Origin of the sequence: Paenibacillus sp. P32E, from assembly GCF_001909085.1 — a bacterium.
In the GTDB taxonomy this organism is placed as follows: domain Bacteria; phylum Bacillota; class Bacilli; order Paenibacillales; family Paenibacillaceae; genus Paenibacillus_AQ; species Paenibacillus_AQ helianthi.
Window position 1 is genome coordinate 278,761 of sequence record NZ_LVYY01000024.1, and the last position, 25,181, is coordinate 303,941.

Annotated in this window: 23 protein-coding genes and 1 pseudogene; 16 read left to right on the top strand and 8 right to left on the bottom strand. The window is 51.9% G+C overall.

Annotated features, from left to right (window positions below; translation table 11 throughout):
* The first annotated feature begins 162 nt into the window (after positions 1 to 162).
* Positions 163 to 720 carry a GNAT family N-acetyltransferase gene (locus A3848_RS21085; RefSeq protein WP_074086809.1) on the top strand — a complete coding sequence of 186 codons (558 nt, stop codon included), beginning with the start codon at positions 163 to 165 and terminating at the stop codon, positions 718 to 720.
* A 165-nt stretch (positions 721 to 885) separates the two neighbouring features.
* Here A3848_RS21085 and A3848_RS21090 read toward each other — a convergent pair whose 3' ends face one another.
* The gene (locus A3848_RS21090; RefSeq protein ID WP_074086810.1) at positions 886 to 1,353 is read right to left on the bottom strand and encodes a MarR family winged helix-turn-helix transcriptional regulator; all 468 of its coding nucleotides are present in this window, start codon (positions 1,351 to 1,353) and stop codon (positions 886 to 888) included.
* A 333-nt stretch (positions 1,354 to 1,686) separates the two neighbouring features.
* On the opposite strand from A3848_RS21090, the gene A3848_RS21095 reads away from it, so the two are divergent.
* The 5 genes from A3848_RS21095 to A3848_RS21115 all read left to right on the top strand — a co-directional run bounded on the left by A3848_RS21095 (position 1,687) and on the right by A3848_RS21115 (position 6,655).
* Complete coding sequence (locus A3848_RS21095) at positions 1,687 to 2,991, top strand: MFS transporter (RefSeq protein WP_074086811.1); 1,305 nt, start codon at positions 1,687 to 1,689, stop codon at positions 2,989 to 2,991.
* A 190-nt stretch (positions 2,992 to 3,181) separates the two neighbouring features.
* Entirely contained in the window at positions 3,182 to 3,889 is a 708-nt protein-coding gene (locus tag A3848_RS21100) for an ABC transporter ATP-binding protein (RefSeq protein WP_074086893.1), read from the top strand.
* Positions 3,886 to 5,136: an ABC transporter permease gene (locus A3848_RS21105; RefSeq protein ID WP_074086812.1), complete on the top strand. Its 1,251-nt coding sequence runs from the start codon at positions 3,886 to 3,888 to the stop codon at positions 5,134 to 5,136. The genes A3848_RS21100 and A3848_RS21105 overlap by 4 nt, the downstream gene beginning before the upstream one ends.
* Before the next feature lie 99 nt (positions 5,137 to 5,235).
* Entirely contained in the window at positions 5,236 to 5,817 is a 582-nt protein-coding gene (locus A3848_RS21110) for an RNA polymerase sigma factor (RefSeq protein ID WP_074086813.1), read from the top strand.
* The gene (locus A3848_RS21115; protein ID WP_074086814.1) at positions 5,810 to 6,655 is read left to right on the top strand and encodes an anti-sigma factor; all 846 of its coding nucleotides are present in this window, start codon (positions 5,810 to 5,812) and stop codon (positions 6,653 to 6,655) included. The genes A3848_RS21110 and A3848_RS21115 overlap by 8 nt, the downstream gene beginning before the upstream one ends.
* A gap of 125 nt (positions 6,656 to 6,780) precedes the next feature.
* Here A3848_RS21115 and A3848_RS21120 read toward each other — a convergent pair whose 3' ends face one another.
* On the bottom strand, positions 6,781 to 8,052 hold the full coding sequence (locus A3848_RS21120; protein ID WP_074086815.1) for a BaiN/RdsA family NAD(P)/FAD-dependent oxidoreductase: 1,272 nt from the start codon (positions 8,050 to 8,052) through the stop codon (positions 6,781 to 6,783).
* Positions 8,053 to 8,264: 212 nt separating this feature from the next.
* On the opposite strand from A3848_RS21120, the gene A3848_RS21125 reads away from it, so the two are divergent.
* The 3 genes from A3848_RS21125 (at position 8,265) to nadE (ending at position 11,468) form a co-directional block, all read left to right on the top strand.
* Positions 8,265 to 9,998: a two-component system sensor histidine kinase NtrB gene (locus tag A3848_RS21125; protein WP_143192438.1), complete on the top strand. Its 1,734-nt coding sequence runs from the start codon at positions 8,265 to 8,267 to the stop codon at positions 9,996 to 9,998.
* Between the two features lie 107 nt (positions 9,999 to 10,105).
* A complete protein-coding gene (locus A3848_RS21130; RefSeq protein ID WP_074086816.1) occupies positions 10,106 to 10,540 on the top strand; it encodes a BrxA/BrxB family bacilliredoxin in 435 nt (144 codons plus the stop codon).
* A 118-nt stretch (positions 10,541 to 10,658) separates the two neighbouring features.
* On the top strand, positions 10,659 to 11,468 hold the full coding sequence (gene nadE / locus A3848_RS21135) for an ammonia-dependent NAD(+) synthetase (protein WP_074086817.1): 810 nt from the start codon (positions 10,659 to 10,661) through the stop codon (positions 11,466 to 11,468).
* A 75-nt stretch (positions 11,469 to 11,543) separates the two neighbouring features.
* Here nadE and A3848_RS21140 read toward each other — a convergent pair whose 3' ends face one another.
* Positions 11,544 to 12,362, bottom strand: coding sequence for an alpha/beta hydrolase family protein (locus tag A3848_RS21140; RefSeq protein ID WP_074086818.1), 819 nt, complete (start codon positions 12,360 to 12,362; stop codon positions 11,544 to 11,546).
* Positions 12,363 to 12,594: 232 nt separating this feature from the next.
* On the opposite strand from A3848_RS21140, the gene acpS reads away from it, so the two are divergent.
* Positions 12,595 to 12,993: a holo-ACP synthase gene (gene acpS / locus A3848_RS21145; RefSeq protein WP_074086819.1), complete on the top strand. Its 399-nt coding sequence runs from the start codon at positions 12,595 to 12,597 to the stop codon at positions 12,991 to 12,993.
* A gap of 36 nt (positions 12,994 to 13,029) precedes the next feature.
* On the top strand, positions 13,030 to 14,319 hold the full coding sequence (mutY, locus tag A3848_RS21150) for an A/G-specific adenine glycosylase (protein WP_074086820.1): 1,290 nt from the start codon (positions 13,030 to 13,032) through the stop codon (positions 14,317 to 14,319).
* 125 nt (positions 14,320 to 14,444) lie between these two features.
* Here the strand turns inward: mutY and A3848_RS21155 are convergent, their stop codons facing one another.
* On the bottom strand, positions 14,445 to 15,053 hold the full coding sequence (locus tag A3848_RS21155) for a superoxide dismutase (RefSeq protein ID WP_074086821.1): 609 nt from the start codon (positions 15,051 to 15,053) through the stop codon (positions 14,445 to 14,447).
* Between the two features lie 592 nt (positions 15,054 to 15,645).
* Between A3848_RS21155 and A3848_RS21160 the strand changes: the two genes are divergently transcribed.
* The 5 genes and pseudogenes from A3848_RS21160 to folE all read left to right on the top strand — a co-directional run bounded on the left by A3848_RS21160 (position 15,646) and on the right by folE (position 19,738).
* On the top strand, positions 15,646 to 16,065 hold the full coding sequence (locus A3848_RS21160; protein WP_074086822.1) for a GNAT family N-acetyltransferase: 420 nt from the start codon (positions 15,646 to 15,648) through the stop codon (positions 16,063 to 16,065).
* Between the two features lie 243 nt (positions 16,066 to 16,308).
* Complete coding sequence (lepB, locus tag A3848_RS21165) at positions 16,309 to 16,926, top strand: signal peptidase I (RefSeq protein ID WP_083612272.1); 618 nt, start codon at positions 16,309 to 16,311, stop codon at positions 16,924 to 16,926.
* 18 nt (positions 16,927 to 16,944) lie between these two features.
* A pseudogene (gene queG, locus A3848_RS21170) lies at positions 16,945 to 18,712 on the top strand (tRNA epoxyqueuosine(34) reductase QueG).
* A gap of 129 nt (positions 18,713 to 18,841) precedes the next feature.
* Entirely contained in the window at positions 18,842 to 19,093 is a 252-nt protein-coding gene (locus A3848_RS21180; protein WP_074086825.1) for a YneF family protein, read from the top strand.
* Between the two features lie 51 nt (positions 19,094 to 19,144).
* On the top strand, positions 19,145 to 19,738 hold the full coding sequence (gene folE / locus A3848_RS21185) for a GTP cyclohydrolase I FolE (RefSeq protein ID WP_074086826.1): 594 nt from the start codon (positions 19,145 to 19,147) through the stop codon (positions 19,736 to 19,738).
* Positions 19,739 to 19,846: 108 nt separating this feature from the next.
* Here the strand turns inward: folE and A3848_RS21190 are convergent, their stop codons facing one another.
* From A3848_RS21190 to A3848_RS21205, 4 genes are all read right to left on the bottom strand, one after another.
* Complete coding sequence (locus A3848_RS21190; protein WP_074086827.1) at positions 19,847 to 21,025, bottom strand: Fe-Mn family superoxide dismutase; 1,179 nt, start codon at positions 21,023 to 21,025, stop codon at positions 19,847 to 19,849.
* An 81-nt stretch (positions 21,026 to 21,106) separates the two neighbouring features.
* Complete coding sequence (locus A3848_RS21195) at positions 21,107 to 23,353, bottom strand: amylo-alpha-1,6-glucosidase (RefSeq protein WP_074086828.1); 2,247 nt, start codon at positions 23,351 to 23,353, stop codon at positions 21,107 to 21,109.
* A 33-nt stretch (positions 23,354 to 23,386) separates the two neighbouring features.
* Positions 23,387 to 24,262, bottom strand: coding sequence for a carbohydrate ABC transporter permease (locus A3848_RS21200; protein WP_167374661.1), 876 nt, complete (start codon positions 24,260 to 24,262; stop codon positions 23,387 to 23,389).
* Positions 24,263 to 24,282: 20 nt separating this feature from the next.
* Positions 24,283 to 25,173: an ABC transporter permease gene (locus A3848_RS21205; protein ID WP_074086829.1), complete on the bottom strand. Its 891-nt coding sequence runs from the start codon at positions 25,171 to 25,173 to the stop codon at positions 24,283 to 24,285.
* Between the last annotated feature and the right edge of the window lie 8 nt (positions 25,174 to 25,181).

Below are 25,181 nucleotides of genomic sequence, written 5' to 3' on the forward strand. Positions count from 1 at the left end.
CTACGCTTCACGCTATAAATTATCCTGCTATTTCTCGTTTCAATCGGGTACCTGATAGCAATACATAGTATCGCTGCTTCGGAAGCCTAAGCCTTCAAAAGGACGGCGCAGCCGTTGTTGCATCTGATGTATACTAAATAAAGTTGAAAGGAGACGATCGTCTTGTATGTATGTGGCGGAGAAGTCCCTGTCCTGCACGGAAAAAAAGTAAAGCTGCGCGCGATGGAGGCGGAGCATGCGGCAGACCTGTTCGCTGTCTGGTCGCATCCGCAGGTTGCCTGCTGGCTGGCCGCACCGCCGCTGTCTACTCCGCAGGAGGCGGAAGAGCTCATAGCGATTCTCCTGCAAATGTCCCGTGAGGAAGAAAGTCTGCGCTGGAGCATCCTCGGACATGACGGGCATATTATCGGCAGCTGCGGTTATAACAGCTGGCAGCTGCAAGGAGCGTACAGAGGAGAAATCGGCTGTGAGCTGCTGCCTGATTATTGGGGGAAGGGCTACATGCGGGAGGCATTGGAGCTAATGCTGGACTATGGCTTCGCCGTAATGGGCCTCAACCGGATCGAAGCGTTATGCCACCCGGATAATATCCGGGCGCAGCGGCTGTTTCAGTCACTCGGGTTTGGGCGGGAGGGTCTGCTGCATGAATACCGGCATACGGAAGCGGGATTCCAGGATGTAGTCCTGTATGCACTGCTTGAGGGCTCGCAAAAGGACTAACTTCAGCAATGAAGGAGCACAGCGTGAGGAAGGAAGGCTGAACCTGGTCATCCCGAAGCTCCAATGTACAAAAAATGGCCGCGCTCTCCTGTACAGGGGGCGCGGCCGTTTTCTATTTAGGTTAGTCTGAACGTGAATTGATTCACAACCTCTGAGGCCTAAATCCTACTTGCGGGGAAGCGGAGAGAGTTTCTCAGCCTGCAGGCCCATCTTCTTAAGCAGTGTAATCATCTGTTCCTTCTCTTCATCGCTCAGTCCGCTAAAGGCAAGATGCAGCCGCTCCGAATATTTCGGATACATTTCGTTCATGAGACGTTCGCCTTCTGCAGTCAACTCGGCAAAGATCACCCGGCGGTCACTTGGGCAGGGTTTGCGCTGCAGGTAGCCGCGTTCTTCCAGCTTGTCGATTACATAGGTAACGTTGCCGCTCTGCAGCAGCAGCTTGGCGCCGATCTGTTGGATAGGCTGTGGTCCCTTGTAGTAGAGGACTTCCATGACAGCGAAAGCCGTAGGATTGAAGCCTTCAATCTTGCTGCCGGTTACGGCATGCTCATTAATGCTCTTGAAAGACTTGGCAAAAACCCGGTACAAATGCAGTGTCAGTTGAGTATCGCGTTCATAGGATTGTATCATGCTTCTCCACCTCTATTGTTAATCGTGAGGGCTTGCCCACACGGTTTGGAATCCTGCTTTCGTTGATCTAGCTTTACAATACGTCAAAGAAGGAATGTTGAACATGTGATTTGTCACAATGAGCACACTTTTAATTATTAAAAATCAAACAATTTTTTACGGGTGCACAAAAGTTGTGAACTTTTTGGAGATTACCGCAATCCGTCTCTGGAAGGAGCGGGAAATCAGCCTTAGGCGCAGCAGGTAATTACAGCCAGGGTTCGATGAACCTTCCTGTGCAATTCCTTATTATGGTTACAGTAGATAACCAATTGTACGGGGAGTGGATAAAGGATGAAGGAAAATCAGGGGAATTCGGCGCAGGCAGTGAAACTCACGGCCAACAAGCCATTTGTAGTGCTAATCACAGCACAGCTGGTATCTAATATAGGGGACTGGCTGCATATTCTGGCCCTGCTCACTATGGTCGGGCTGAAGTGGCAGGCTTCACCCTGGGAGATAACCGCCGTCTCCTTATGTATGGCAGTACCGATGCTTCTAGGGGGTCCATTCGCAGGATATTTAAGTGATAGGATGGACCGCAGAGCAATCATGATCGGGTCTGATCTGGTGCGTGCCGGGATTGTGGCTTGTCTGGTATTCGCGGGCTCTCTTTGGCAAGTCTATGTCCTGCTGCTGGCGAAGGGGGTTCTGGATGTGATGTTCTCTCCGGCCAAAAGCGGTAAGCTCAAAGAGTTTGTGCCGCCTGAACAAATGGATCAAGCGGTAGCGCTCAGCTCTTCCATAGAGCAGATTACCAAAATTATCGGTCCTGCGATTGGAGGTCTGCTTGTTGCGGCCGTCGGAATTTCCGCCTGCTACATCATTGATTCGGTGAGCTACATCGTATCGGCGGTCATCCTGCTGGGGCTGCCGCGAGCGGGGATGTTCAAGACAGACAGAGTGAGTGAGGTTGCTGAAACGCCAAAGCTTCGCCATTCCTTCCGCAAGGAAGCTGGTGCAGGATTACGGCTGATTGCCGGCATGCCAGTGGTGCTCAGCGGCGTCGTGATGATTGTAGCAGCCCTGCTGGTGCTTCAGGTGGCTGATTCCCAGACCGTTACTCTGTTCCGGGAAATTCCCGGAGTGAATGCCGATTTGCTGGGCTGGTGCGTAGCTGCCAGCGGTTTCGGTACTCTGCTCTCGGCCCTCGTAGTGGGACGCATGGGCAGCAGCAAGCGCCCGCTTGTGTTCATGGCCACCGGTACGATTCTCATGGGCTCTGTATTTGCGAGCGCTGCTCTTGTGGCTGCTTACGGACAGGCGGGCCTTTGGATGAATATAATGTTGTTCGGTTCGTTTATTCTCGCCGGTGCTGGCGCAGGCTTTGTGCTTATTCCATTCAACTCGATGCTACAGTGCAGGACACCGGAAGCCTATACGGGCCGGGTATTTGGAATTGTGAGCAGTCTGACCAGTGCAGCGGTTATTCTGGGGCCGGTAGCCGGTGGGGCATTAGTGACAGTTTCCGGTCCGGTCACGGCTTTCATTGTCTCGGGTATGCTGGCAGCCCTGCTTGGAGCGTCGCTGCTCTTCCTGCGGCCGGGAATCGAAAAAAGAGACAAGGCGTCGCACGCCCTGGAACAATCAGTAGCCTAAACGGACTGTCCGCCGAACTAAGCTGGTACAGGGTGGCTGAGGGTGATATGATCGGATTACCGGAGTGTATCCGGCAGGCGGTGAATAGGCGCCAGCTATTATGGTTTAGGAGATGGAGAGCTGTATGGAAGAGACAGAAGCACCGCAGGTTCAGGAACTTGGATCAATCGGAGATCATGAGCAGGAAAGTATGGAACGGGGCATTGTACTGGATGTCTATATTGAAGAAGCGGGCTATGAAGCAGGCGATAAGAGAATATCCAACATCTCTTTTCAGGTACAGCAAGGACAGTTGCTGGGCTTAATTGGTCCTAACGGAGCGGGAAAGAGCACCACAATCAAGACCCTCCTGGGTCTGCTGAAGCATGCCAAAGCCCAGGTGAAGCTTGGCGGAGAGAACAAATCTTATGCTTACGTGCCGGAGCAACCCGTATTTTATGAGGATCTGACGTTGTGGGAGCATCTGGACCTGGCTGCAGCCGCTTATGGCTTGTCCTACGAAACCTTTGAGGCCACGGCCGATAAGCTTCTGTCCCAGTTCGGCATGGATCAGGTGCGCAACGATCTTCCCGCAGGCTTCTCCAAGGGTATGAAACAAAAAATGATGCTGATGCTGGGCTTTCTGGTCCAGCCTGATGTCTATATTGTGGATGAGCCGTTCATTGGGCTTGATCCGCGTGCGACCAAGGATTTCCTTCGTCTCCTGGAAGCTGAGCGCAAGCGCGGAGCCGGCGTGCTGATGTCAACGCATGTGCTGGACACGGCCGAAAAAATCTGTGACAGCTTCGTGCTGGTCTCCGGAGGGAGAATGACAGCAACGGGGACATTGGAAGATATCCGCGCCCAGGCGGGATTGCCGGAGGCGTCGTTGTTTGATTGCTTCGACGAACTGACATGAGCAGAAGTGCATTTGCTTTTCCCACAGCACGGAAGCTGTTCCGGCGGCGGCTGTTTTCCCACTTTCGCGAGCAATCTGCTATCATCCGTACAGCTGCGGACTGGACGGTGCTGCTGTATATTATCATTCCAGGCGGTTTGCTGGGCGGACGGTTTTATTATGGCTTCTGGAATCAAGAGCTGCCTGCATGGGCAGCAGATTTACCCTTTGGAATCATTCTCGCCCTGCTGGCAATCCTGGTGGCCACCGGAGGCCTGGTTCTGCTGCTGCAGGAAGGGGATCTGTTATTCCTCAGGCAACGGGAGGACTGGATCCGGACGATTGTGCTGCGGGGAACGCTGTACAGTCTCGTAGTCACAGCTCTGAAGATGGCTGTGCTGTATGTCATTCTGCTGCCCTTCATCGTCCATGGCTACAGCGTTAGTCCGGCCGCGGCCTGGGCACTGCTTGCCATGACGATTGCCTGCAGCTGGTGTGTCAAGCTGCTCGGGCATATCGTCAAGGTCCAGCGGCAGGGCTTCCGCCGCTGGTTATGGCTGATTCCTGCGGTTACCGTACCCTGTGCCGTCTATATCCGGGCCGGACTGTACTTCAAGGACAGCCCTCTGCTTCTGCTGCTGGTCACTGCCTTGTTTGCGGTGGTGACGGCCTGGGCTATCCGCTATCGCTTGCGTTTGCGCGGCACCTTCATAAATGATGTGCGCGAAGACTACAAGCAGCGGATGAGAATCGCTGCACTGATGCTGCGCGGGGTGCTCGATAAACCGCGGCCTACGCGGTACAAGCCGTGGATCTTCCGGAAATCGCAGCCGCTGCTGAAGTCTACGCTGCCTGAGAGCCGGTTCACGGCGGCTGCTATCAAGGCATTGGTGCGGAATCCGTCTCACTTGAAGCTGTATCTGTCATTTACCGGAGTCGGATTGATAGCGGTATTCATTGTTCCTTCTATGTTGAAGTGGCTGATCTTCGCGCTGCTGATCGCATTAATGTCCTACTGGCTGTCCTCCTACTGGCTGCTGTTTTCAGGGGATGACTACATTGGGATTTTACCATTTACCAAAGAACAAAAAGCAGAGGCGGGAGCAAAGGCGCTACCGCTCATGCTGATGCCGTTTGCCCTGTTGTGCTCGGCGGCTATCTGTCTGCCGCTGTACGGCTGGCTAGGGCTGCTGCTGTTTATTCCTGTTGGCGGCGGGGCCGGATATCTGATTGCCAATATGTTCAGCGCATTCCGTTTTGCCAAATGATAACAGCTGTAAACCGGATTTTTTCCGAATAAAAGTAATCCTCTTCAAAGTTTCCCGCGAAGGTTAATATAGAGGGAGATTAATGAGAGGGGTTCCCTTATGACAGAAGCTCTGGATGACAGAGAGTTGATGAAACGCATTGGAGACAAGGAACCCTCGGCGCTGGAAAACCTCTATGACCGTTATGAAAAGGTGATATACTCCTTTGCCTACAGGATGGTACAGGACGCCATGGCAGCCGAGGAGGTTGTACAGGAGCTGTTTCTGCGTGTATGGACACATAGTGAGCGGTATGATGAATCCCAGGGCAAGCTGACAACCTGGATGTTCGCGCTCACGCGCAATATAGCGGTAGATATGCTGCGCCGCAAGTCGGTTAGGGACCGGGGAGTACCTGTGGAAGACGCTGCGCTGCATGCCGTGGCTGACGAGTCCTTGGAACCTGCCGTGGTTGTTGAGATGAGAACGGAAGGCCAGCGCATGCGGGAAGTGCTGGCAGAGCTTAGCCGTGATCAATTGCAGGTCATTCATTCCATTTATTATGGAGGCATGACGCAGCAAGAGGTTGCGGCGAGGTACAACATTCCGCTGGGGACGGTCAAAAGCCGCGTGCGGCTGGCCCTGAAGCAGCTGAAGAGGCATTTTAAGGCTCAGGAAAGGAGGGAAGGCTACCATGGATGAAGCGGACAATCAAATCTGTGAATGGGCAGAGCTGTATGCGCTGGGCGGGCTGGACGAAGAGCAACGGCTGGAGTTTGAGACGCACTTGACGGGCTGTGCGGATTGCCGGAAGGTAGTGGAAGAGCTGAGAGAGATCGTGGATGTGCTGCCTCTCGCTTCAGAGGAAATGTCACCGCCGGAGGGAATGAAGGAGCGTGTGCTGGGCCGGGTGCTGGCTGTGGAAGAGAGCAAGAAGACATCTCTTGCAGATGCTCTGGAACGGAGCACCGTACGCGGTGCTCATGAAACCATAGTGCCACCGGCTCCCGCACCGGAAATTCCGTTCTCTTCGTCAGCCGGAAAAGTGAAGATAACTCCGTTGAGCCGCAACAGCCTTTTGCGCGGTGCATGCGCTATATTGGCTGTAGCTGCAGCAGCGCTTGCCATCTATTCCGTTTCCCTGCAGCGGGATGTGAGCGGGCTGAAGAAGCAGCTTGCACTGACCGGAGCCCCTTCCACTGAGCTAAAAGTAAATGAGGTGGTCCAGCTTGGTCCTGCGGCACAGGACATTGTGGCCAAGGGCCTCGCGACAATCGTTATTGATGCCAAAGGCACCCATCTGCTGGTACAGGCGGAGAAGCTGCCTGAACTTAGTGGAAGCGAGGCATTCCAGGTCTGGCTGATCAAGGGCGATGTTAAGAAAAGCGCCGGAACCTTCCTGTCTTCTGCGGGGACAGGTGCGATGTACTATACCTTTGATCCCCAGGGCTATGATACCGTGGCGATTACACTTGAACCGGATGGGCAGGGTGAGCAGCCCAGAGGGCGGCCAATACTCATCGCCAAGATTGAAGGGTAGCCGCTGCCCGCAGTTAAGCCCTCAGACCATCTGAATATATCAAACCCCAAAAGCCAGCCTCCTAAGCAAACGGAGGCTGGCTTTTTACATTCAAGACAAATCTGCCGGAAGTGAGGTGCGGAGGGTTATTCCCCGTGCTGCCCGGCCGCATGCATGCCCGCCGTATATCCCGTGGAGAACGCGGCGGTAATATTGTACCCGCCGGTATATCCGTGGATATCCAGTATTTCACCGCAGAAGAACAGTCCCTGCATCAGTTTCGATCCCATGGTCCGGGGATCAATTTCTTTCAGGTTAACGCCGCCGCCAGTAACAAAGGCTTCCGCCAGAGAACGGGTGCCATGCACCTGAACCGGCATCCGCTTCAGAAGCGCTGCGAGCGACTGCAGCCCGGTTTTGGGCAGATGATGTCCTGTAGTATCGCCGTCGAGTCCAGTCTTAGCCAGCAACAAGGGAATCATCCGCTCCGGCAGCAGGCCCTTCAGTGAGTTGCGGATGGCCTTTTTCGGCTCCAGCTCCAGCTTGTTCTGCAGCTGCTCCTCCATCTCCTGCGGGTTCAGGTCCGGGAAAAGGTCGATGGACAGTTCTACAGTGTGGGTTCCCGATTTGCGCTGAACCTGCCGCAGGAACTGGCTGCAACGCAGCGCAATCGGCCCGGAGAGGCCGAAATGGGTGAAGATCATGTCGCCCCGGTGGGCAATGACCCGCTTGCCCTTCGGATTCCAGACCGTCAGTGTTACATCCCGCAGGGATAAGCCCTGCAGTTCCCCGGATTTGATCCATTCCTCTTGCGACAGGATAGGCACCTCTGTAGGGAACAACTCCGTAATGGTGTGTCCGGCGGCCTCAGCCCACGGATATCCGTCTCCGGTGGAACCAGTCTGCGGTACAGATTTGCCGCCTGTGGCGATGACCACGGAACGGGCACCCAGCTTTTTGCCCGATGTCAGCCGGACGCCCTCCACTGCGCCATTTGTATAGAGAACCTCTGCCACCGGACTGTCGGTTATAATCTCTACACCAAGGCTTCGCACTTTGCCGATGAGCGCTGAGACGACGCTGGAGGCTTTATCGGATACGGGAAACATCCGCCCGTTGTCTTCTTCTTTTAGGGCAATCCCCAGATTCTCGAAAAATTCGATAATATCCTGATTATTGAAATGGTCAAATGCGCTGTACAGGAAACGGCCGTTGCCGGGAATATGGGAGATCAGGTCGGAGGTCTCTTTGATGTTGGTCACATTGCAGCGCCCTCCTCCGGAAATCCCCAGCTTCCTTCCAAGCTTGGCCCCTTTATCAATCAGCAGAACTGCCGCTCCATGCTCGGCAGCAGCCACACTGGCCATAAGCCCCGAAGGTCCGCCTCCGATGATAATTACATCATAGTTACTGCTCATAAATCTGCTCCTTTACATATGAAGACAAGATGCAAACTGTGCACCCTTAACGGCATCATACCATTACGGCCACGGCGGGGCCAGAGGCCCCGCGTGCGAGACGGCGAATTCCATTGTCAGGACTGCAAGGTTATGATTTAATCAAATGGAATAGGGTGATTTGTCCAATTTGGGGAGTGATTGCAATTATTTACGAGGTAAAGGATATTTTATTGCAAATAACATCTGCCTGCTCCTTTCTGTTCTTGTTCCAGTGGTGGCTTGATCAGAGCCAGATGGTTCGAAGGAACGGGAAATTCCCGGATGACCAATCCTTTTTGATTATCAGTTGTGCACTAAGCATTGTATTCTGCATGATTCTGTCCACAACGCTGTTTGGTGTGATCTATCTGAATTTAGCTATTATACCGGCTTACATCGGCGTTCTATACGCTGGATTCCGTTCGGGGGTGAGCTTGGTCATATTTTTTGTACTATGCACTATATTATTCTCGGAGCCTTCCGGTATCAGCAATCTGGTGCTGAACACAGGGGTGCTGCTGTATCCGCTGCTGTTCGGTATGGCGAAACCGTTCAAGAACGGCGGGACACTAAGCAAAATTGCCGTCCTCTGGGGTGTACTGTTTCCGAGCATGCTGTTTATTGTCCTTGCACCCAAAATGCATGGGCACAGCCTGTATGATTCCCCATCCCAAGAAGTGGGTGTGGCCGTGCTCTACCTTGTTGTCTCGGTGGTCCTGGGCGGCAGCTTTATTTACTTTATCGAAACCGCCTGGGACCGGATGGAGATCCAGAAACAGATGAAAGGAATCTCTGAGAAGCTGGAAAGGGAATCGGAGAAGCTGCAGCAGATTACCGATGTCGTGCCGGTCAGTATTATGTCTCTGGATGATATGGGCTGTGTAACCGAACTGAATGAATGTATGCTGAACCTTTTCCGCCAGCATAATCCCCTGATTACAAAAGAGGCCATTCTAGGCCGGAGGGTAGAGCGGCTTCTCTGCAAAGAGCCGGATAGCCCGATCCTAAAGCGTATGGCGGATAACGTATTGCACAAACAACGGTACAACGAGAAACTTCACTATGATTCCAGGACTTATGATGTATTCTCTGCACCTCTGCAGCTAGGAATGGGGGGCATATCCGGAGGAAGGGTTGTGATTGTCCAGGACCTGACCGAGGAAGAGAAATTCCGCAGCGAACTGGATCATGTGGAGCGGCTAACCCTGGTTGGGCAGATGGCGGCGGGAATTACCCATGAAATCCGCAATCCGATGGCGGTGGTGCGCGGATTTCTGCAGCTCATGCGGGAAAAAAGCCATGGAGAGATGGACTCGTATTATCAGATTATTATGGAAGAGCTGGACCGGGCCAACAGCATTATCAATGACTTTCTCTCCCTTGCCCAGAGCCGGATATCGAACAAGGAGACTGTTCAGCTGCATCATATTATAGAAGAACTATCCCCGCTCCTCTGGGCTGATGCCAATCTCCGTGGTCAAAGCGTGGAGCTGAGATTATGTCCGTCCCTCCCGCTGCTTCAACTCAACTCCAGGGAAATCAAGCAGCTTATCCTTAATCTGGCCCGCAATGGAATGGAAGCGATGGAGCCTAAGGGGGTTCTGTATCTGGAGACGCGCATCCATGAGGACAAGGTGGAACTGGTCATACAGGATACGGGAAGCGGAATTCCACAGAGTCAGCTGGAGAAGTTATTTGTGCCTTTTTACACAACAAAAGGTCAGGGGACCGGCCTCGGTCTTCCGCTTTGCCTAAGCATTGCCGAGCGGCATCATGGCAGTATTACAGTGGATTCCCAAGAAGGCAAAGGCACGGCTTTTATCATTTCTTTTCCTTACGGGCAGGAGGTCAGCCAGGAAGCTGCCGCCGCAAAGGAAACCTCTTATTTTCCCTCCAGCGATATCCCTCCCGGCCAAGAACTGTGAGGCCGGTTCTGCTTGCTTTCACAGAGTATGTATGTATAATAAAGTTAGTGAATCCTGCTACAACGCGGTTTTGACAAATAGTTTAAGGATAAAGGAGAGTGCATTGAATGTCCATGTCATTTAATCAATATATGAAGGATTCCATCCAGCCCATGCGCGATGATCTGACAAGCATCGGGTTTCAGGAGCTTTTGACTCCGGAAGAGGTGGAAGCAGCTCTTCCTGCCTCCAAAGGTACCTCACTAGTTGTTGTTAATTCGGTCTGCGGCTGTGCCGCCGGTCAATGTCGTCCGGGTGTGGCTCAGGCGCTGCAGAACGAGATCCTGCCGGATCACCTGTTCACCGTATTCGCCGGCCAAGAGAAAGAAGCAACAGCCAAAGCGCGTGAATATTTTGCACCATATCCGCCTTCTTCGCCTTCCATTGCGCTGATGAAGGATGGGGAGCTTGTTCACTTCATCGAACGTCATGGTGTTGAAGACCGTTCGGCTGCTGAAATTGCTGCTGAGCTGAGGGATGTATTCAACCGCTTGTGTCAATAAAATAATGCCAGCATTACTCGGTCTCGCAGGCTGCCGGAAGTCCGGTTGTCTGCGGGACTTTTTTGGAAATAATACGCAAGAATAACCGCAGCTATGCTGTGAATCGGGGTGTACGTACTTGAGTATGCAAGAAGAGATTATTGCCGCCCTCGGCGTTAAGCCATCTATTGATGTGGAGGCGGAAGTCCGGAAACGGGTGGATTTTTTGAAAGCGTATATACTGGAAGCAGGGGCAAAAGGGCTGTTAATCGCGATTAGCGGCGGGGTAGACAGTGCGGTAGCTGCAGGTCTGTGCAAAAGGGCAACAGATGAGCTCTCAGCCGGAGAAGGCAAGGAATATATCACACTTGGCGTGTTCCAGCCTTACGGCGAACAGGAGGATATCGCGCACAGTTATGCGGTAGCAGAGGCCTTTGCATTGACGCATAAGGTGGAGACCAATATCGAGGAAACGGTCAATGAGATTGCACTTGAGGTAGAACACAGCCTGAAATCGCTTGGGCAGCACCGTCACATCACCCATCAGGGCAAAGGCAATGTGAAGGCCAGAACACGCATGGTGATGCAATATGCGCTGGCCTTTGAGAACAATCTGCTGGTAGTAGGAACAGACCATGCCTCCGAAGCCATAACCGGCTTCTATACCAAATGGGGCGATGGTGCCGTGGACATTACGCCGCTGTCTTCGCTGAACAAGCGTCAGGTGCGCCAGCTGGCTGCATTCCTGGGTGTACCTGCCGACATCGTTACCAAAGCACCGACAGCAGGCCTATGGCCGGGACAGACGGATGAGACGGAGCTGGGCATCACCTATGAGGAGAACAGCGATTACCTGGAAGGCAAAACGGTCAGTTCCGAAGCCGCCAGGAAGCTTGAAAGCTATTACCGGAGAACCGCGCATAAGCGTAATGTGATTCCGGGGATCTGAAAAAGGGGTTATATCGAAAACCGCTGGGCGGCTGCTTCCAATCGCAGTCGCTCCGGCGGTTCTTCATGTGATTAGCTACTTCGCCAGAATACGCCCAATGAACGTCTTGGAAGCATCGATCGCCTGCTCCAGCCCGGGAGTAGTCCCGGCAAAAGGGTGAACGGTGCCAAAGGTATGATTGCCTCCGGGAATCTGTGACCATTCAATATCCGGCCGTAAAAGGGTCAATTGTTCTGAACCGCGGCGCAGCCGCTCCCCATCCTCGCTTCCCTGGATCAGGACGACCGGGAAGCTGGCCTGCTTCATCCGCTCCAGGATGTTGTAGCGTTCGGCTTGCTGCTCTAAGTCTTCTAGAATTATAGCATCCAGAGGCATTTGCTGACCTGTACGTCCATTGAGCACATAGGTCCGGCCCTTTGCTCTCATCTCCCGCTTCTGGTCTTCTGTGAGCAAATCGATACTAGTGACACCGTTCCAGGAGATCACGCCGGTAATTGCCTCGGGATGATCGAGCGCGTAGAGCAGACATATCCCGCCTCCCAGGCTGTGACCGAGCAGAAATACGGGCAGACCTCCAAATTTGTGATGCTGGCTGAGGTAGGAGAGCAGAATTTCCAAATCTCTGATCTCACGTTGACCCGTGTTGCGGGCGAACTTCTCCAGCTCGGTGAAGTTCTGTAGATCCTCGCCAATTCCGGCATGCGAGAAGTTGAAGGTGACGACTTCATGCTCATCACTAAGCGCCTCTGCAGTATAAGGGAACATTCCCCAATCCTTGAAGCCCTTGTAGCCATGGGCAATGACAACCAGACTTCTAGCTTTGCCTCGGGACGGGAAATGGGAACAACGCAGGACAGCATCCTCACCTGCGGGTAATTCGAAATTACGGGGCATAGGGCATCTCCCTTTCCTTGCGAAAATAGACTTCAGCGGCTTTTTCTTTTAAGATAGCAGAAAGCTAGAACCAAGACTATAATTTATACTACTCCATACAAAGGTTGAAAGACTTCTGTCCAGTATGAGATTATAGTCTTTCTGTAGGAAGATCATACCATTAGCACGCGGTTAAGGATAGAAGGCAATATGAGGCAGTCCATGACTGCGGGAGCACGAGGGGCGTGAAGTTTTGATATACGGAATCGGACATGATGTGCTGGAAATCGGGCGGATTGTAAGTATAGCAGATGGTAATTTAGGCCACCGGTTTATCCGCCGGATTCTTACCGGGCAGGAGCTGGTACTGGCCAAAAGAAGGGGCAGGAAGGCAGCGGAGTTCATAGCCGGACGATTCTCGGCCAAGGAAGCGGTAGTTAAGGCGCTCGGATGCGGAATCGGGCATACCGTGGGCTTCCAGGATATTGAAATTCTGCCGGATGACCAGGGCAAGCCGGTGGTCTCGCTCTCGGCTGAGGCCTGGGCCCGGCTGCTGCTGCCGGAACAGGAGTATGCCATCCATCTCACCATTACGCACAGCCGCGATTTGGCCTCAACATTCGTTGTGGTGGAGCGGTTGCCGGCCCAATAAAAAGGGTCAAATAAATGAACGGCAAGGAGAATAACCATGACAACACATGAACAACAAGGTAAAGCACAGCAGGAAGCCCAGTTATTCTTCAGCCGGTTCCTGCTGGAATGGTATCAGGGTCAAAAACGGGATTTGCCGTGGCGGCGCCACCGCAATCCTTATTATATCTGGATTTCGGAGATTATGCTGCAGCAGACCCGAGTGGATACGGTGATTCCATATTTCAACCGCTTTATTGAGCGTTTTCCTACGGTGGAGTCGCTGGCCGATGCCCCTGAAGAAGAAGTGCTGAAGTGCTGGGAGGGACTCGGCTACTATTCGCGTGCCCGGAATCTGCAGCATGCCGCAAGGCAGGTGAAAGAGCAGTATGGCGGGCAGGTTCCGGATGACCGCGACGCCGTATTCGGCCTCAAAGGCGTAGGCCCTTACACAGCAGGAGCTATCCTCAGTATTGCCTTTAACCGGCCGGAGCCGGCGGTGGACGGCAATGTGATGCGGGTATTGTCCCGGTATTTCCTCATTGAAGATGATATCGCCAAGGGACCTACCCGCGTTGCCATGGAGCGCCTGGCGGCAGAGCTGATTCCTGAAGGCGAGGCCTCGCCTTTCAACCAGGCGCTGATGGAGCTTGGCGCGCTTGTATGCACGCCGAAATCACCGCGCTGCCTTCCGTGCCCGGTGATGGAGCACTGCGCTGCGCGGCTGGCGGGCTGCGAGACATCGCTGCCCGTCAAGACCAAGGCCAAGCCGCCGCGCCCCGAGGAGCGGCTGGCGGCCCTGGTGGAGGGCCGCGGCGAGCACGCGGGCCAGGTGCTCATCCGGCAGCGGCCATCCAGCGGGCTTTTAGCCCGCATGTGGGAGCTGCCGCATTGGCCTGCGCCGCCTGCAGAGGGCGGCGCAGCAGGTGCGCTGCTGCCGGAGGCCGCGGCGCTGGACCGGCTGCGCCGGTCCCTGAGGCAGGCCGGGATTCCCGCCCGGCCTGCTGAGCACTGGATGGCTGCGGAGCATACATTCAGCCATATTGTGTGGACCCTGCAGGTATACCGCTGCAGGGAAGAGGACGTCCGCGCGCTGCTGCTGGCGGCGGAAGGCCGGACGGCGTATGCTGCCGTGCTGTCCCCGGGTGCCGGGGACGCCGGTCTGCCTGACGCCGCGGACAGCGTTTCAGTAGAGCCATTCGCAGACGGCACCGGAAGTCCTGAAGATGGCGGGGCGGTACGATGGATTAACCGTGAGGATATGGCCAATTACGCCTTTCCCAATGTTTTCTTGAAGCTGCTGAATCACTATTTCGATGAGCAAGATTCCAATCAGGTGAACGGTTGAATGTCGCATATTACATGAGATACAGCCAAAAAAACGGGTACCCGCCATCTAGGAGGGTACCCGTTTTCATATATTCAGGTGCAGCACCATTGCACTGCACTAAGCGGCACCGGGGCCGCTTTTACTTATTTTGCGCTGTCGTAGCGTTTGCCGACTTCTTCCCAGTTGACTACATTCCAGAAAGCTTTGATGTAATCAGGACGTTTATTTTGGTAGTTCAGGTAGTAGGCATGTTCCCAAACGTCAAGGCCGAGGATAGGGGTTGCGCCTTCACTGATCGGGTTGTCCTGGTTAGGTGTGCTTGTTACAGCCAGTTTGCCGTCCTTAACAACGAGCCAAGCCCAGCCGCTGCCGAAACGGGTAGTTGCTGCAGTAGCGAAATCTTCCTTGAATTTATCGAAGCCGCCCAGTTCGCTGTCGATGGCTGCGGCCAGTGCGCCGGTTGGTGCGCCGCCGCCATTCGGTCCGATAACTTCCCAGAACAGAGTGTGGTTGGCGTGTCCGCCGCCGTTATTGCGGACTGCCGTGCGGATCGCTTCAGGTACTGCGTTCAGGTCAGTAAGGAGTTCCTCAATGCTCTTGTCTTGCAGTTCGGGTGCCTTTTCCAGAGCAGCGTTCAGATTCGTCACGTATGTGTTATGGTGCCTGTCATGGTGAATCTCCATCGTCAAAGCGTCGATGTGCGGTTCGAGAGCGTTGTTCGGATAAGGAAGTGCCGGTAATTGAAATGCCATGGAAAAATCCCTCCTGAGTGTTATTAGAATTTGTATAGATAAAGAATTTTGGCGGTCTTGACGTCAAAACCCCTTATTTCCGATGAACCTTATAGGTTATGTACCTGATAAGATACTATTATTAAACCGTATCTGGAACAATAATGCAACATTAAACAAACATTAATGTTTGTAAAGTTCAGACTATGAAAATCTAACCACATGTGTTAACGCTGTGTTAAAATCGAAAGGGGCCACCCCCGGTATACGTTTACATGGCTTTAACGTCCTATTTAACGAATTTCTGTAACATTATCCTATGTAAACGCTTTATATCAAGCGCTTTCAAAAGAAAAATGATGATATCGCCAGAAAAGTATGCTTTAATAGACTTAAAAGCAGGTATTTCTCGTTTTTTGAAGTTTAAAGAAGCTATAAACTGTTTAACATTAGGTTAATACTTCTTTAGTCGCATGAAATGCTTCTACTTAAGACAGATTACGCGACTTCTTCGAAAGGCAATTTTTTGCTTTTCTTTTTTTCCTCTCCACGCTGTTACGGGAACTCCTTCTTTTTGTTAAATTCTAAGCCATAGAAAAGGGAGATTTAAAGAATGCACGTTCGTTCCTTTCAATTAAGCGACGTTACCCCTGTGACTGAACTGCTGCAGACCGCATTATCGGAAGAATGTTTCGAGAGCACTATCGAGCCTTTCTCCAGGCAGCTTTCATGGGATTCCGATCTCATTGTTGTTGCTGAGGATGAAGGAGAGATTGTTGGTGCGCTGATTGGTACGATCGAGAAGAATCACGGCTGCTATTTCCGCATTGCCGTTCATCCCGACTACCGCCGCAAAGGAATTGGCAGAGGTCTTGTATCGGCAATGGAACACAAGTTTCAGGCCCGCAAGGTCAGTGGTATTTTTGTAGCGGTTGATGAGCATAATTCATTTGCCCTGCCGCTGTACGAAGCCATGGGTTATGGCGAGGATCAAATCTTCAAATCAGTACGGAAGCTCAGCATTGTCGGATAAGGAACTTTAATTCCGGTGCTGCGTAAGCGGAAACATTTTCTAGAGTAGAGAACTATAGCAGTGGTTACGTCTTCAATGATCATGAATAGGATAACATGCTTATTTTAGGATTGAGTACGTGCTTGCATAGTCTGATTTATTATACTGAAGCATATCTTCCCACAGTCCATTGCAAATGGCCGGGAGATATGCTTTTCTATTGTTATGGACTTGAATGACCAATGAGAAGCAAGAAGGTGGCCTATGAACCAGGAGCTTAAAGAAGATTTCATGCGGAGCCGCCGGCAGAGATACCGGTCCGTTACCCACGGGAAGCCTGGCTCTGCACCGGGACGGGGCTGGGTCCGCGATTTGCGGAATTGGCTCATAACTGCCGCAGTTATTTTCACATTGATGTCACTGCTCAATATATTTGTGTTCAACGTCTCAACGGTTATCGGCCAATCCATGCAGCCAACGCTGCTGGAGGGCGAGAAATTGATTATTAACAAGATCTCACTAGTCTTTGCCAGTCCAGGGCGTGGAGATGTGATTGTTCTTCATGACCCAAGCACCGGACCAGACCGTAAGGAATACCTGGTGAAACGGGTCATCGGGATACCGGGTGACAAGGTAGAAGTGCGGAACCATAAGCTGTATGTGAACGGCAAGCTTAAGGCTGAGCCCTATGTGGATACGGAAATACAAGACCCGGATTTTGCCCAGCTTACCCTTGATAAGGGAACCTATTTTGTGATGGGGGATAACCGGCATGCGGGGGCGAGCAAGGATAGCCGGTATTTTGGTGCCGTTTCACAGAACCTTCTGGTCGGCAAGGCTGCGTTTATCTGGTGGCCCTTTGGCAAGGCAAGTGCATTATAAGTGAAGGAGAAGGCGGTAATGAACAATAACATTCAGACATCCTATGCCCCACCGCCTTCGAAATGGGAAGGTCTCAAAGCTGAAATTAAGGCTGCTGCTTCGGAACTCGGTATTGATGATATCGGGTTTGCGACTGCGGAGCCGTTTTTATATTTGAAAAATATGCTCCAGGAGCATCGGGACAACGGGTATGATTCGGGGTTCGAGGAGCCGGATCTTGATAAGCGGACCATCCCGGCCCTGCAGTCCGGGGGGCAGCCGATGTCCATTATCGCCATAGCTGTAGCTTATCCCTCCAAAATGGAAAATCCGCCCAAGTCAGAGCCGGGTGCACGGCGTGGTATTCTGGCCCGTGCCTCCTGGGGGCGGGATTATCATCATGTCCTCCGGGAGGCACTCACCAAGCTGGAGGGCTTCATCCGGGAGCGTGTGCCGGGAGCAGAGCTAGAGAGCATGGTGGATACCGGAGTGCTGGTTGATCGGGCCGTCGCTGAGCGGGCGGGCATCGGATTCAGCGGTAAAAACTGCAGTATCATCTCCCCCCAATGGGGCTCATGGATATATCTCGGTGAGATGGTGACGAATATCCCTTTTCCGCCGGATAAGCAGGTAGAGGAGGGGTGCGGAGATTGCACAAAGTGTATCGACGCTTGTCCTACAGGGGCCCTGGTGGGTCCCGGGCAATTGAATGCCCAGGCCTGTATTTCGTATTTGACGCAGACGAAGGGCTTTCTAAGTGATGAATACATGACCAAGATCGGCAACCGGCTGTACGGCTGCGATACCTGCCAGATCGTATGTCCGAAGAACCGGGCGAAGAATTGGGATCACCGTCCCGAGCTTCTGCCTGATCCCGAGATCGTCAAGCCGCTGCTGATGCCAATTCTCGAACTCAGCAACCGTGAGTTCAAGGAACAGTTCGGAAGCAGCTCAGCAGCCTGGCGTGGCAAGAAGCCGATTCAGCGCAATGCGGTGATCGCGCTCGGGAACTTCAAGGAGACTGCGGCTGTGCCGAAGCTGACTGAGATTCTGCTGAAGGAAACCCGCCCGGAGATGCGCGGGAGTGCTGCCTGGGCGCTCGGACGTATCGGAGGCCAAGAAGCGCTTACGGCAGTGAAGCTGGCGCTGCGGGAGGAAGAGGACACTACGGTCCGGGAAATGCTTGAGCGCTCGCGGGACAAGCTCCTGCTGCAGGAGGAGGTTCAGGAACATGACTGAGACAATGGCAGACACGGCCAGCATGGAGAAGTCTGTATTTTATGAGGAAATGGATTCTCCAGTTGGCCCGCTTACCCTCTGCGCAACAGAGGCGGGGCTGTGTCTTATAAAGTTCGGTACGTTTGGGGATACCGCTTCAAGTATCGGCCAATGGATCAAAGGGCAAATGGGCCAGGTCAAGCTGCATCAGGATTCATCCAGATTATCGGAGGCTGTTCAGCAGCTCGAAGCCTATTTTGCCGGTGAGCTGAGAGGTTTCTCACTCCCGCTGGATATGCGTGGTACTGTGTTCCAGCGTCAGGTATGGGAAGCACTGTGTACTGTGCCATACGCGGGATCGGCCTCATATAAGGATATTGCGTCCCTGATCGGCAATCCGCAGGCGGTCCGGGCTGTGGGCGGAGCCAATAACCGCAACCCTGTGCCGGTAATAGTGCCGTGCCACAGGATCATCGGTTCGGGTGGTGCTCTTGTCGGTTATGCGGGAGGCCTGGGGATCAAAAGCCGGCTGCTGAAGCTGGAGGCGGAGCACGGCATGGCGGACGGAATGGGGGCCTACCTCTTTTAATGTAGTTTTAGTATTTGCAGTGACCTGTTGCATTGTATTTTCCAATTGCTGTCCAGTTGTTGAAATGCTATGATAGATTCGCGTGCCTAGAGCGGCATTGCAGACAATAGAGTAAGAGGTGGACTTTGGATGAACATTGCATTGCCTATTATTACGCTTGTCGTAGGTCTGATCGGCGGATTCTTTATCGGGGTATATTATCTGCGCAGACAAATGACAACGATGCAGAATGATCCTGAAATGCTGCAGAAGGTTGCCAAACAGATGGGGTATAACTTGAACGGAAAGCAGATGCAGCGTGCCCAGCAGATGATGAAGAACAATAATCAGCCGGGACGTGCACCAGCGGCGGGCAAAAGACAAGGCCGTAAAGGCAAGTAACCTGTCCCGGATAAAGTGGAATTAGATACGGGTACGGAAGGGGGAGGCTTCATGGGGGGCGTCAAAGATTACATGAATGGCAAGGTTGCTGCGAACCGTGAGCAAATCGAGTACCACGTAGAGAAAATACTGGAGCTGATTGGTGAAGACACAGGCCGCGAAGGGCTGCTGGAAACACCGGCCAGAGTTACACGGATGTATGAGGAGATTTTCGGCGGTTATTCGATTGATCCCCGTGAGGCGCTCGGTGTGACCTTCGATGAGTCTCATGAGGAACTGGTGATCGTAAAGGATATCGTCTACTATAGCCAGTGCGAACATCATATGGCCCCGTTCTTCGGGAAGGTGCATATCGGGTATGTTCCGAGCGGACGGATTGCAGGGCTCAGCAAGCTGGCCCGTCTTGTGGAGGCCGTAAGCCGGCGCCTTCAGGTGCAAGAACGTATTACGGCGCAGATTGCCGATATCATGACAGAGGTTCTGAATCCGCATGGGGTGATGGTCGTTGTGGAAGGGGAGCATCTTTGCATGTGCGCCCGCGGGGTGAAAAAGCCCGGCAGCAAGACGGTAACCATGTCAACGCGGGGGACCTTCCGTGAGGACGCTGCCGCCCGGGCGGAGTTTTTGGCTTTGATCAAGGAATAGAATACTGGGGCATGCCCCGTTGCTTCATAAGATTAAGAGCCCTTCCATCACTGCCAAGTGACGGAAGGGCTCTTTTTGCGTCTGGACGAGTAACGGTGCCGTCCTTTGTTAATAAGGTTGCCAGACAAGCTTGCGGGCGGCGGTAAACCTTTCAGAGACATATGGCCAATTTACAACCTTCCACCAGTCCTTGATGTAATCCGCGCGGTTATTCTGATGCTTGAGGTAATACGCGTGTTCCCACACATCCAGGGTCAGTAGAGGAACGACATCCCATTGGGAGAGATTCTGGTGCTTCTCCGCTGTCAGGATTTCCAGTCTGTGGCTCCGCGGACTCCAGACCAAAATCGCCCAGCCCCCGCCTTCCACTTTGTTGGCCGCCTCCGTGAACTGTTCCTTGAAGGCCTCGTAGCTGCCGAAACTGTGCTCTATGGCATCCAGCAGTGCGCCTGTCGGACGGCCTCCCCCTTGCGGTGACATGACGTTCCAGAAGATGGTATGCAGATAATGGCCGGCCCCGTTAAAGGCAAGCTCCCGCTCCCAATGCTTTACCAGGTCAAAATCTTTGGTTTTCCGGGCTTCGGCCAGCTTCTTCTCCGCCTTGTTCAGTCCGTCTACGTAACTTTGGTGGTGCTTGTCATGATGGATTCTCATGGTCTTTTCGTCGATATACGGCTCCAACGCATTATAGGCATAGGGAAGAGGCGGCAGGGTATGGCCTCCGATCGGAACCGTGCCCTGTTCCCGATTTCCGGAGGACTGAAGAATCAAGGGAACCAGCGGGCTAGGCCCAGTCTGGCTGTCTCTGGACTTATGCTCATCTGCTGCTTCCGATTGCGGCGCTGTGTCCTCCCGCATCCAGAGGGGAACATTTCCGTGTAATGTCAGGGCACTCAAAACGCCCAAGACATACTCTGACTCCCGGATGATGTGCAGCAGCACGGTTCCAGCCAACGGCTGGGCTTTTACAGCGGCGCTTCCCTCCATCAGGGCATACAGCTGCCGGATGAACTCGCGGGACTGGGAGCAGGCCACCTGGAGAAGCTGCTCTGTTCCGGCGGCCAGCTCTGCCGGACTGCAGCCCTGAGAAGCCTCAAGCAACTGGCGGGCTGCCTGCTCGGTAGCCCCGAAGACAAAAGCCCATTCGTCTAGCAACTTCACATACCGCTCTTCAAGCTGTGGGATAACCGCCTTAATGACTACCGTATGCTCCTGCTCCTGTTTTTTCCAGAATGCAATTTCTTCGAGAATACGTACTGGCAGCACTTGCCCGTATAGATCCGGCATACCTGTAATCCTCCCGTCATAGATCTTCAACAGTTCATTCTATGTACAGGAGCAGCAGCTTATGATTTCCACATCGAATTCTTAGCGCTTCATAACAGGGTGATTCTTCAGATCCACTGGCTCTGCAAACTTAACATTCTTAAACACTTGATTCACATTCAATTGCTGTTCTACACGCAGTGGTAATGGGGATGCTGTAATCTCATTGATAGTTGTGCCTGTTTTATCGGTAAGGATAACCTTCAAATCGAGCTCTGTCCGGGTCATTTTCAGTTCGCAATCATTTGCCACTTCAATTTGCAGGAGCTTAAAAGGAGATATATCAATAACTACCGTGAGCCCGATTCCTGTAAATCCGTAAAGATACGTTTGTTCTGTTGCACCTGTAGCTGTATAGCTCATGTCAATGGTCCCGCTTCCAATCTTAACGCGGGATTGTAAATCCCCGATCTCCCCGGGAATCCGGGGCGCAAGCGTAAGCCTCTGATTAATCATATCCGGCCGGAACCCCAGAAAATACTGATACCACACACGCAGCTGCTCGGCATTGGACCAGGCTTGCAGGTAGGCTCCCGTAAGTTTGGCTGAGCTCTGGCCTTCCTGCGGATAAGCATCCATATTCTCGCTCAGTCCCCCGACTACTCCCAGGTTCAGCGCTTGCCAGTTCATATTCTTGAAAAGTTGATAAGCAGTCTCTTTCTGCCCGGCCTCGATCATACGCTGCATGGCTATACCGTTTAACCAGAGCCAAACCGTACCATTGTGGTAAGCTTCATCTTTATGGTACAGGCGGGTTAAGTGAAATGGATGGAAAAACGGATGCTTTTGATTCAATGAAGCAACTCCCCATGGATACACGAGTTCCTCCCATGCTGTACGAATCACTTCACATTTGAAAGAATCATCTTCAATCATGTCCAAGGCAAACAATTGGTTGGGCCGCAGTGAGAACTCCGGCTCATCCTCCGAGTTCAGCCGGTCAGCGAGATAGGGATGTGCCTGATCCCTAAAATCCTCTGCAAAATTTCTTTTGAGTTTGCCCGCGATATTGCTCCATTTCTTCGCGCTGCCGCTGTCGTCCATGTACTCGGCAAAGTATATCCCAGCTTGCAGCTGGTCGTACCAAAGCGCTTGAATATCATTGGCCCGGGTGTCTCTAGGAGAGTAGGACTTCAGATTCGCATCCCGGGCATCCATCCAGGTTTCGTTATCATCGTGCATAAGGTAGCCTTTATCGTCTACCCAATGCTTAATGGAGCCTTCTATACTGTTTTGTACCGCCGGATAAAGCTCTGTGATGATTGCCGAGTCACCCGAATATTTAACGTAATCCTGCAATTGGATAATAAACCGCGGTGTCCCGTCGGTTGTATGGTAGTCTACGTTTTTTAGAGCAAGAATATTGGGCACCCTGCCGAAGTATTTGGAAGTTGCATCGGTGTTCTGAAATTTCGCAAAGGATAGCAGTATATTCTTAGCAGTTTCAAATTGCCCGGTTACCAATACGGCTCCCGGAAGCGCAATAAATTGGTCTCTTCCCCAATATTCATTAAACCAGGGGAGGCCGGCATAGATCCCGTCGCCTTGCTGTCTGGTCACCAGTTGGTCCATCGTTAGATTTAACCAATTCAAAGACAAGGCGAGCGAGTCACTGGTGCTGGCGATATACACATTCTTCTGCAAAAAATCCTCCATACGCTGTATTCGTTCGAGCTTCATAGGGATGACATCCCGTCTCGTATCATGAATCATATCTGCCGCTTCGGCAGCCGTTTTGCCCACGGCTATATAAAAGCCTCCGGCGCTGGCGCCGGAATAAACGATATGGTTTTTAACTTCCACCGGCTGGCTGCTTGCTGCGCCTACAGCAATAACCCATCCGCCTTCTATTGAATTGAAAAAAGCGATGCCTTCCCGTGGGCTCAGCGGGTTCAGCTGTTCTCCCAACAATTCAATCCCAATGGTTTTTTGAGCACCGGAGAGACGGATCTCCAGCACATTTTTGTAGTCAAACATCCATAGTTCTTCGGTCAGATTCCCATGTCTACGTACCATTTTATAGGGGGACACACAGACTTCAGCTTCTTGATTATCCAGTTTCCGTTGATCTGCAATTAAAGTGTAGCCGCCAAAAATTCTGCTTTTTGAGATGTTCAATCCCTCAAAATAAGCATGCTCCACATGGTTGTTGAGATGGGATTGAGTATAATAATAAGCGGCCTCTTTATTAGTAAAGGAAATTCCGCGATTCTCTTCGCGAGAAACGAATATTTTCATTTCATCCAGAATATCGGATGTTTGCCCGGCATGATTTGTTGATAATTTCACTGTTGCTTACCTCCCGCAGTAAAAATTTATACATTACTCTTTAACAGAACCCACCACGATTCCTGTAACAAAGTATTTTTGCATAAAAGGATAAATCAGGAGCAGTGGCAAGGTGGAGATCACGATTTTGGCAGCATTCAGCGTCCGGTTCGAAATCTTGGAGTACTCTATGAGCTTTTGTGGATCAGTTATATTCTGAACGTCTACGCTTAGCTGCTGGATATAAGTCTGCAAAGGGTAATTTGATGTTTTGTTGATATACACCAAAGCACTGAAGTAGTCATTCCAATGTCCGACAATCGTAAACAGCGTTACAGTGGCAATTGTAGGCAGCACCACAGGCACATATATTGTTGAGAGAATTCTCCACTGCGAAGCCCCGTCAATGGTTGCGGCCTCTTCCAGAGATTTCGGTACGGCGCGGAACGCATTCATCAGCAAAATGACATTGGCGATCGGCACAGCTCCCGGCAGAATCAAAGCCCAGATGGAATCCAGAAGATGAAGCTGTTTGACAACCATAAAGGTTGGAATGAGACCACCGGAAAACAGCATGGCGAAAATCACAATATTCATATACACCTTCTGTGCCCGGAATTGCTTTGAGCTTTTGGATAACGGATAAGCAGCAAGAATCATCAGCATCATATTGACTATCAGACCAAGGACAACCCGTTCCACCGAGATCATAAAGGAGCGCCAGAACTGGGAGTCCGACAACAACTTCTCATAGGAGCTTAACGTAAAATTAACCGGGAAAATACTTACCATATTTGCGGAAGCCGCCGCGTTGTCACTGAAGGAAATGGCAACCAGATTAATTAAGGGTATAAGGCAGGATAAAGTGAATGCTAATACAAATATCCAGATTATAGTATCCGCAATTCGGCTTTTGATGGAATGAGTGATAATGAATAACACCTCCTTGTTCAGAAGATTCTGTAATCGGTAAGCTTCTGTGCCAGTTTATTGGCGGATAGGATGAGAACAATTCCGACAACCGACCGCAGTAGCCCTATCGCTGTTCCCAGGCTGTATTGTCTCTGTACCAGACCCACCCGGTATACATAGGTGTCAATAATATCGGACGTTGCATACACCAACGGATTATATAGATTGAAAATCTGGTCAAACCCGGCATTGAGCACGTTGGGCAGATTTAAAGTGGTAACCAGCAGGATGGTTGGCATCAGGCCGGGCAGCGTCACATACCACAGCTGTTTAAACCGGTTGGCGCCGTCAATGGATGACGCTTCATAAAGTCCCGGATCAATGGCCGTCAGGGAGGCCAGATAGATGATAGAGCCATATCCAAACCCTTTCCAGACATCTGTTAATACCAGCATAGGTCTGAACCAGTGGTTGCTGGCCATAAACAAAACCGGATCAATGCCAAACCATCCCAAAAATGCGTTAACCGGACCTTCGTATGAAAAAATATTCATAACGACAGTAGCCAGTACGGCCCAGGACAGAAAATTCGGCAGATAAACAACGGTCTGCATGAACTTTTTGACAAATCGTACGCGAATTTCGTTTAACAGTAAGGCGAACACAATGGAAACCAAAGTCCCTATTAAAATTTTCCATAAGGCAATGACTATAGTATTGATTAATATTTGCTTACTGTCGGGAATTTGAAACATAAATTTGAAATTATCAAGTCCTACCCAAGCTGATCCACTCATCCCTTTAGCGGGGATGTAATTTTGAAAAGCCATCACGATACCGAACATTGGAATAAACGAGAAGATAATCAAAAATACTATACTTGGTGCGAGCATAAGGTGGAACGCCGCCTGATCTTTTTTATTGTTCATTTAGAATC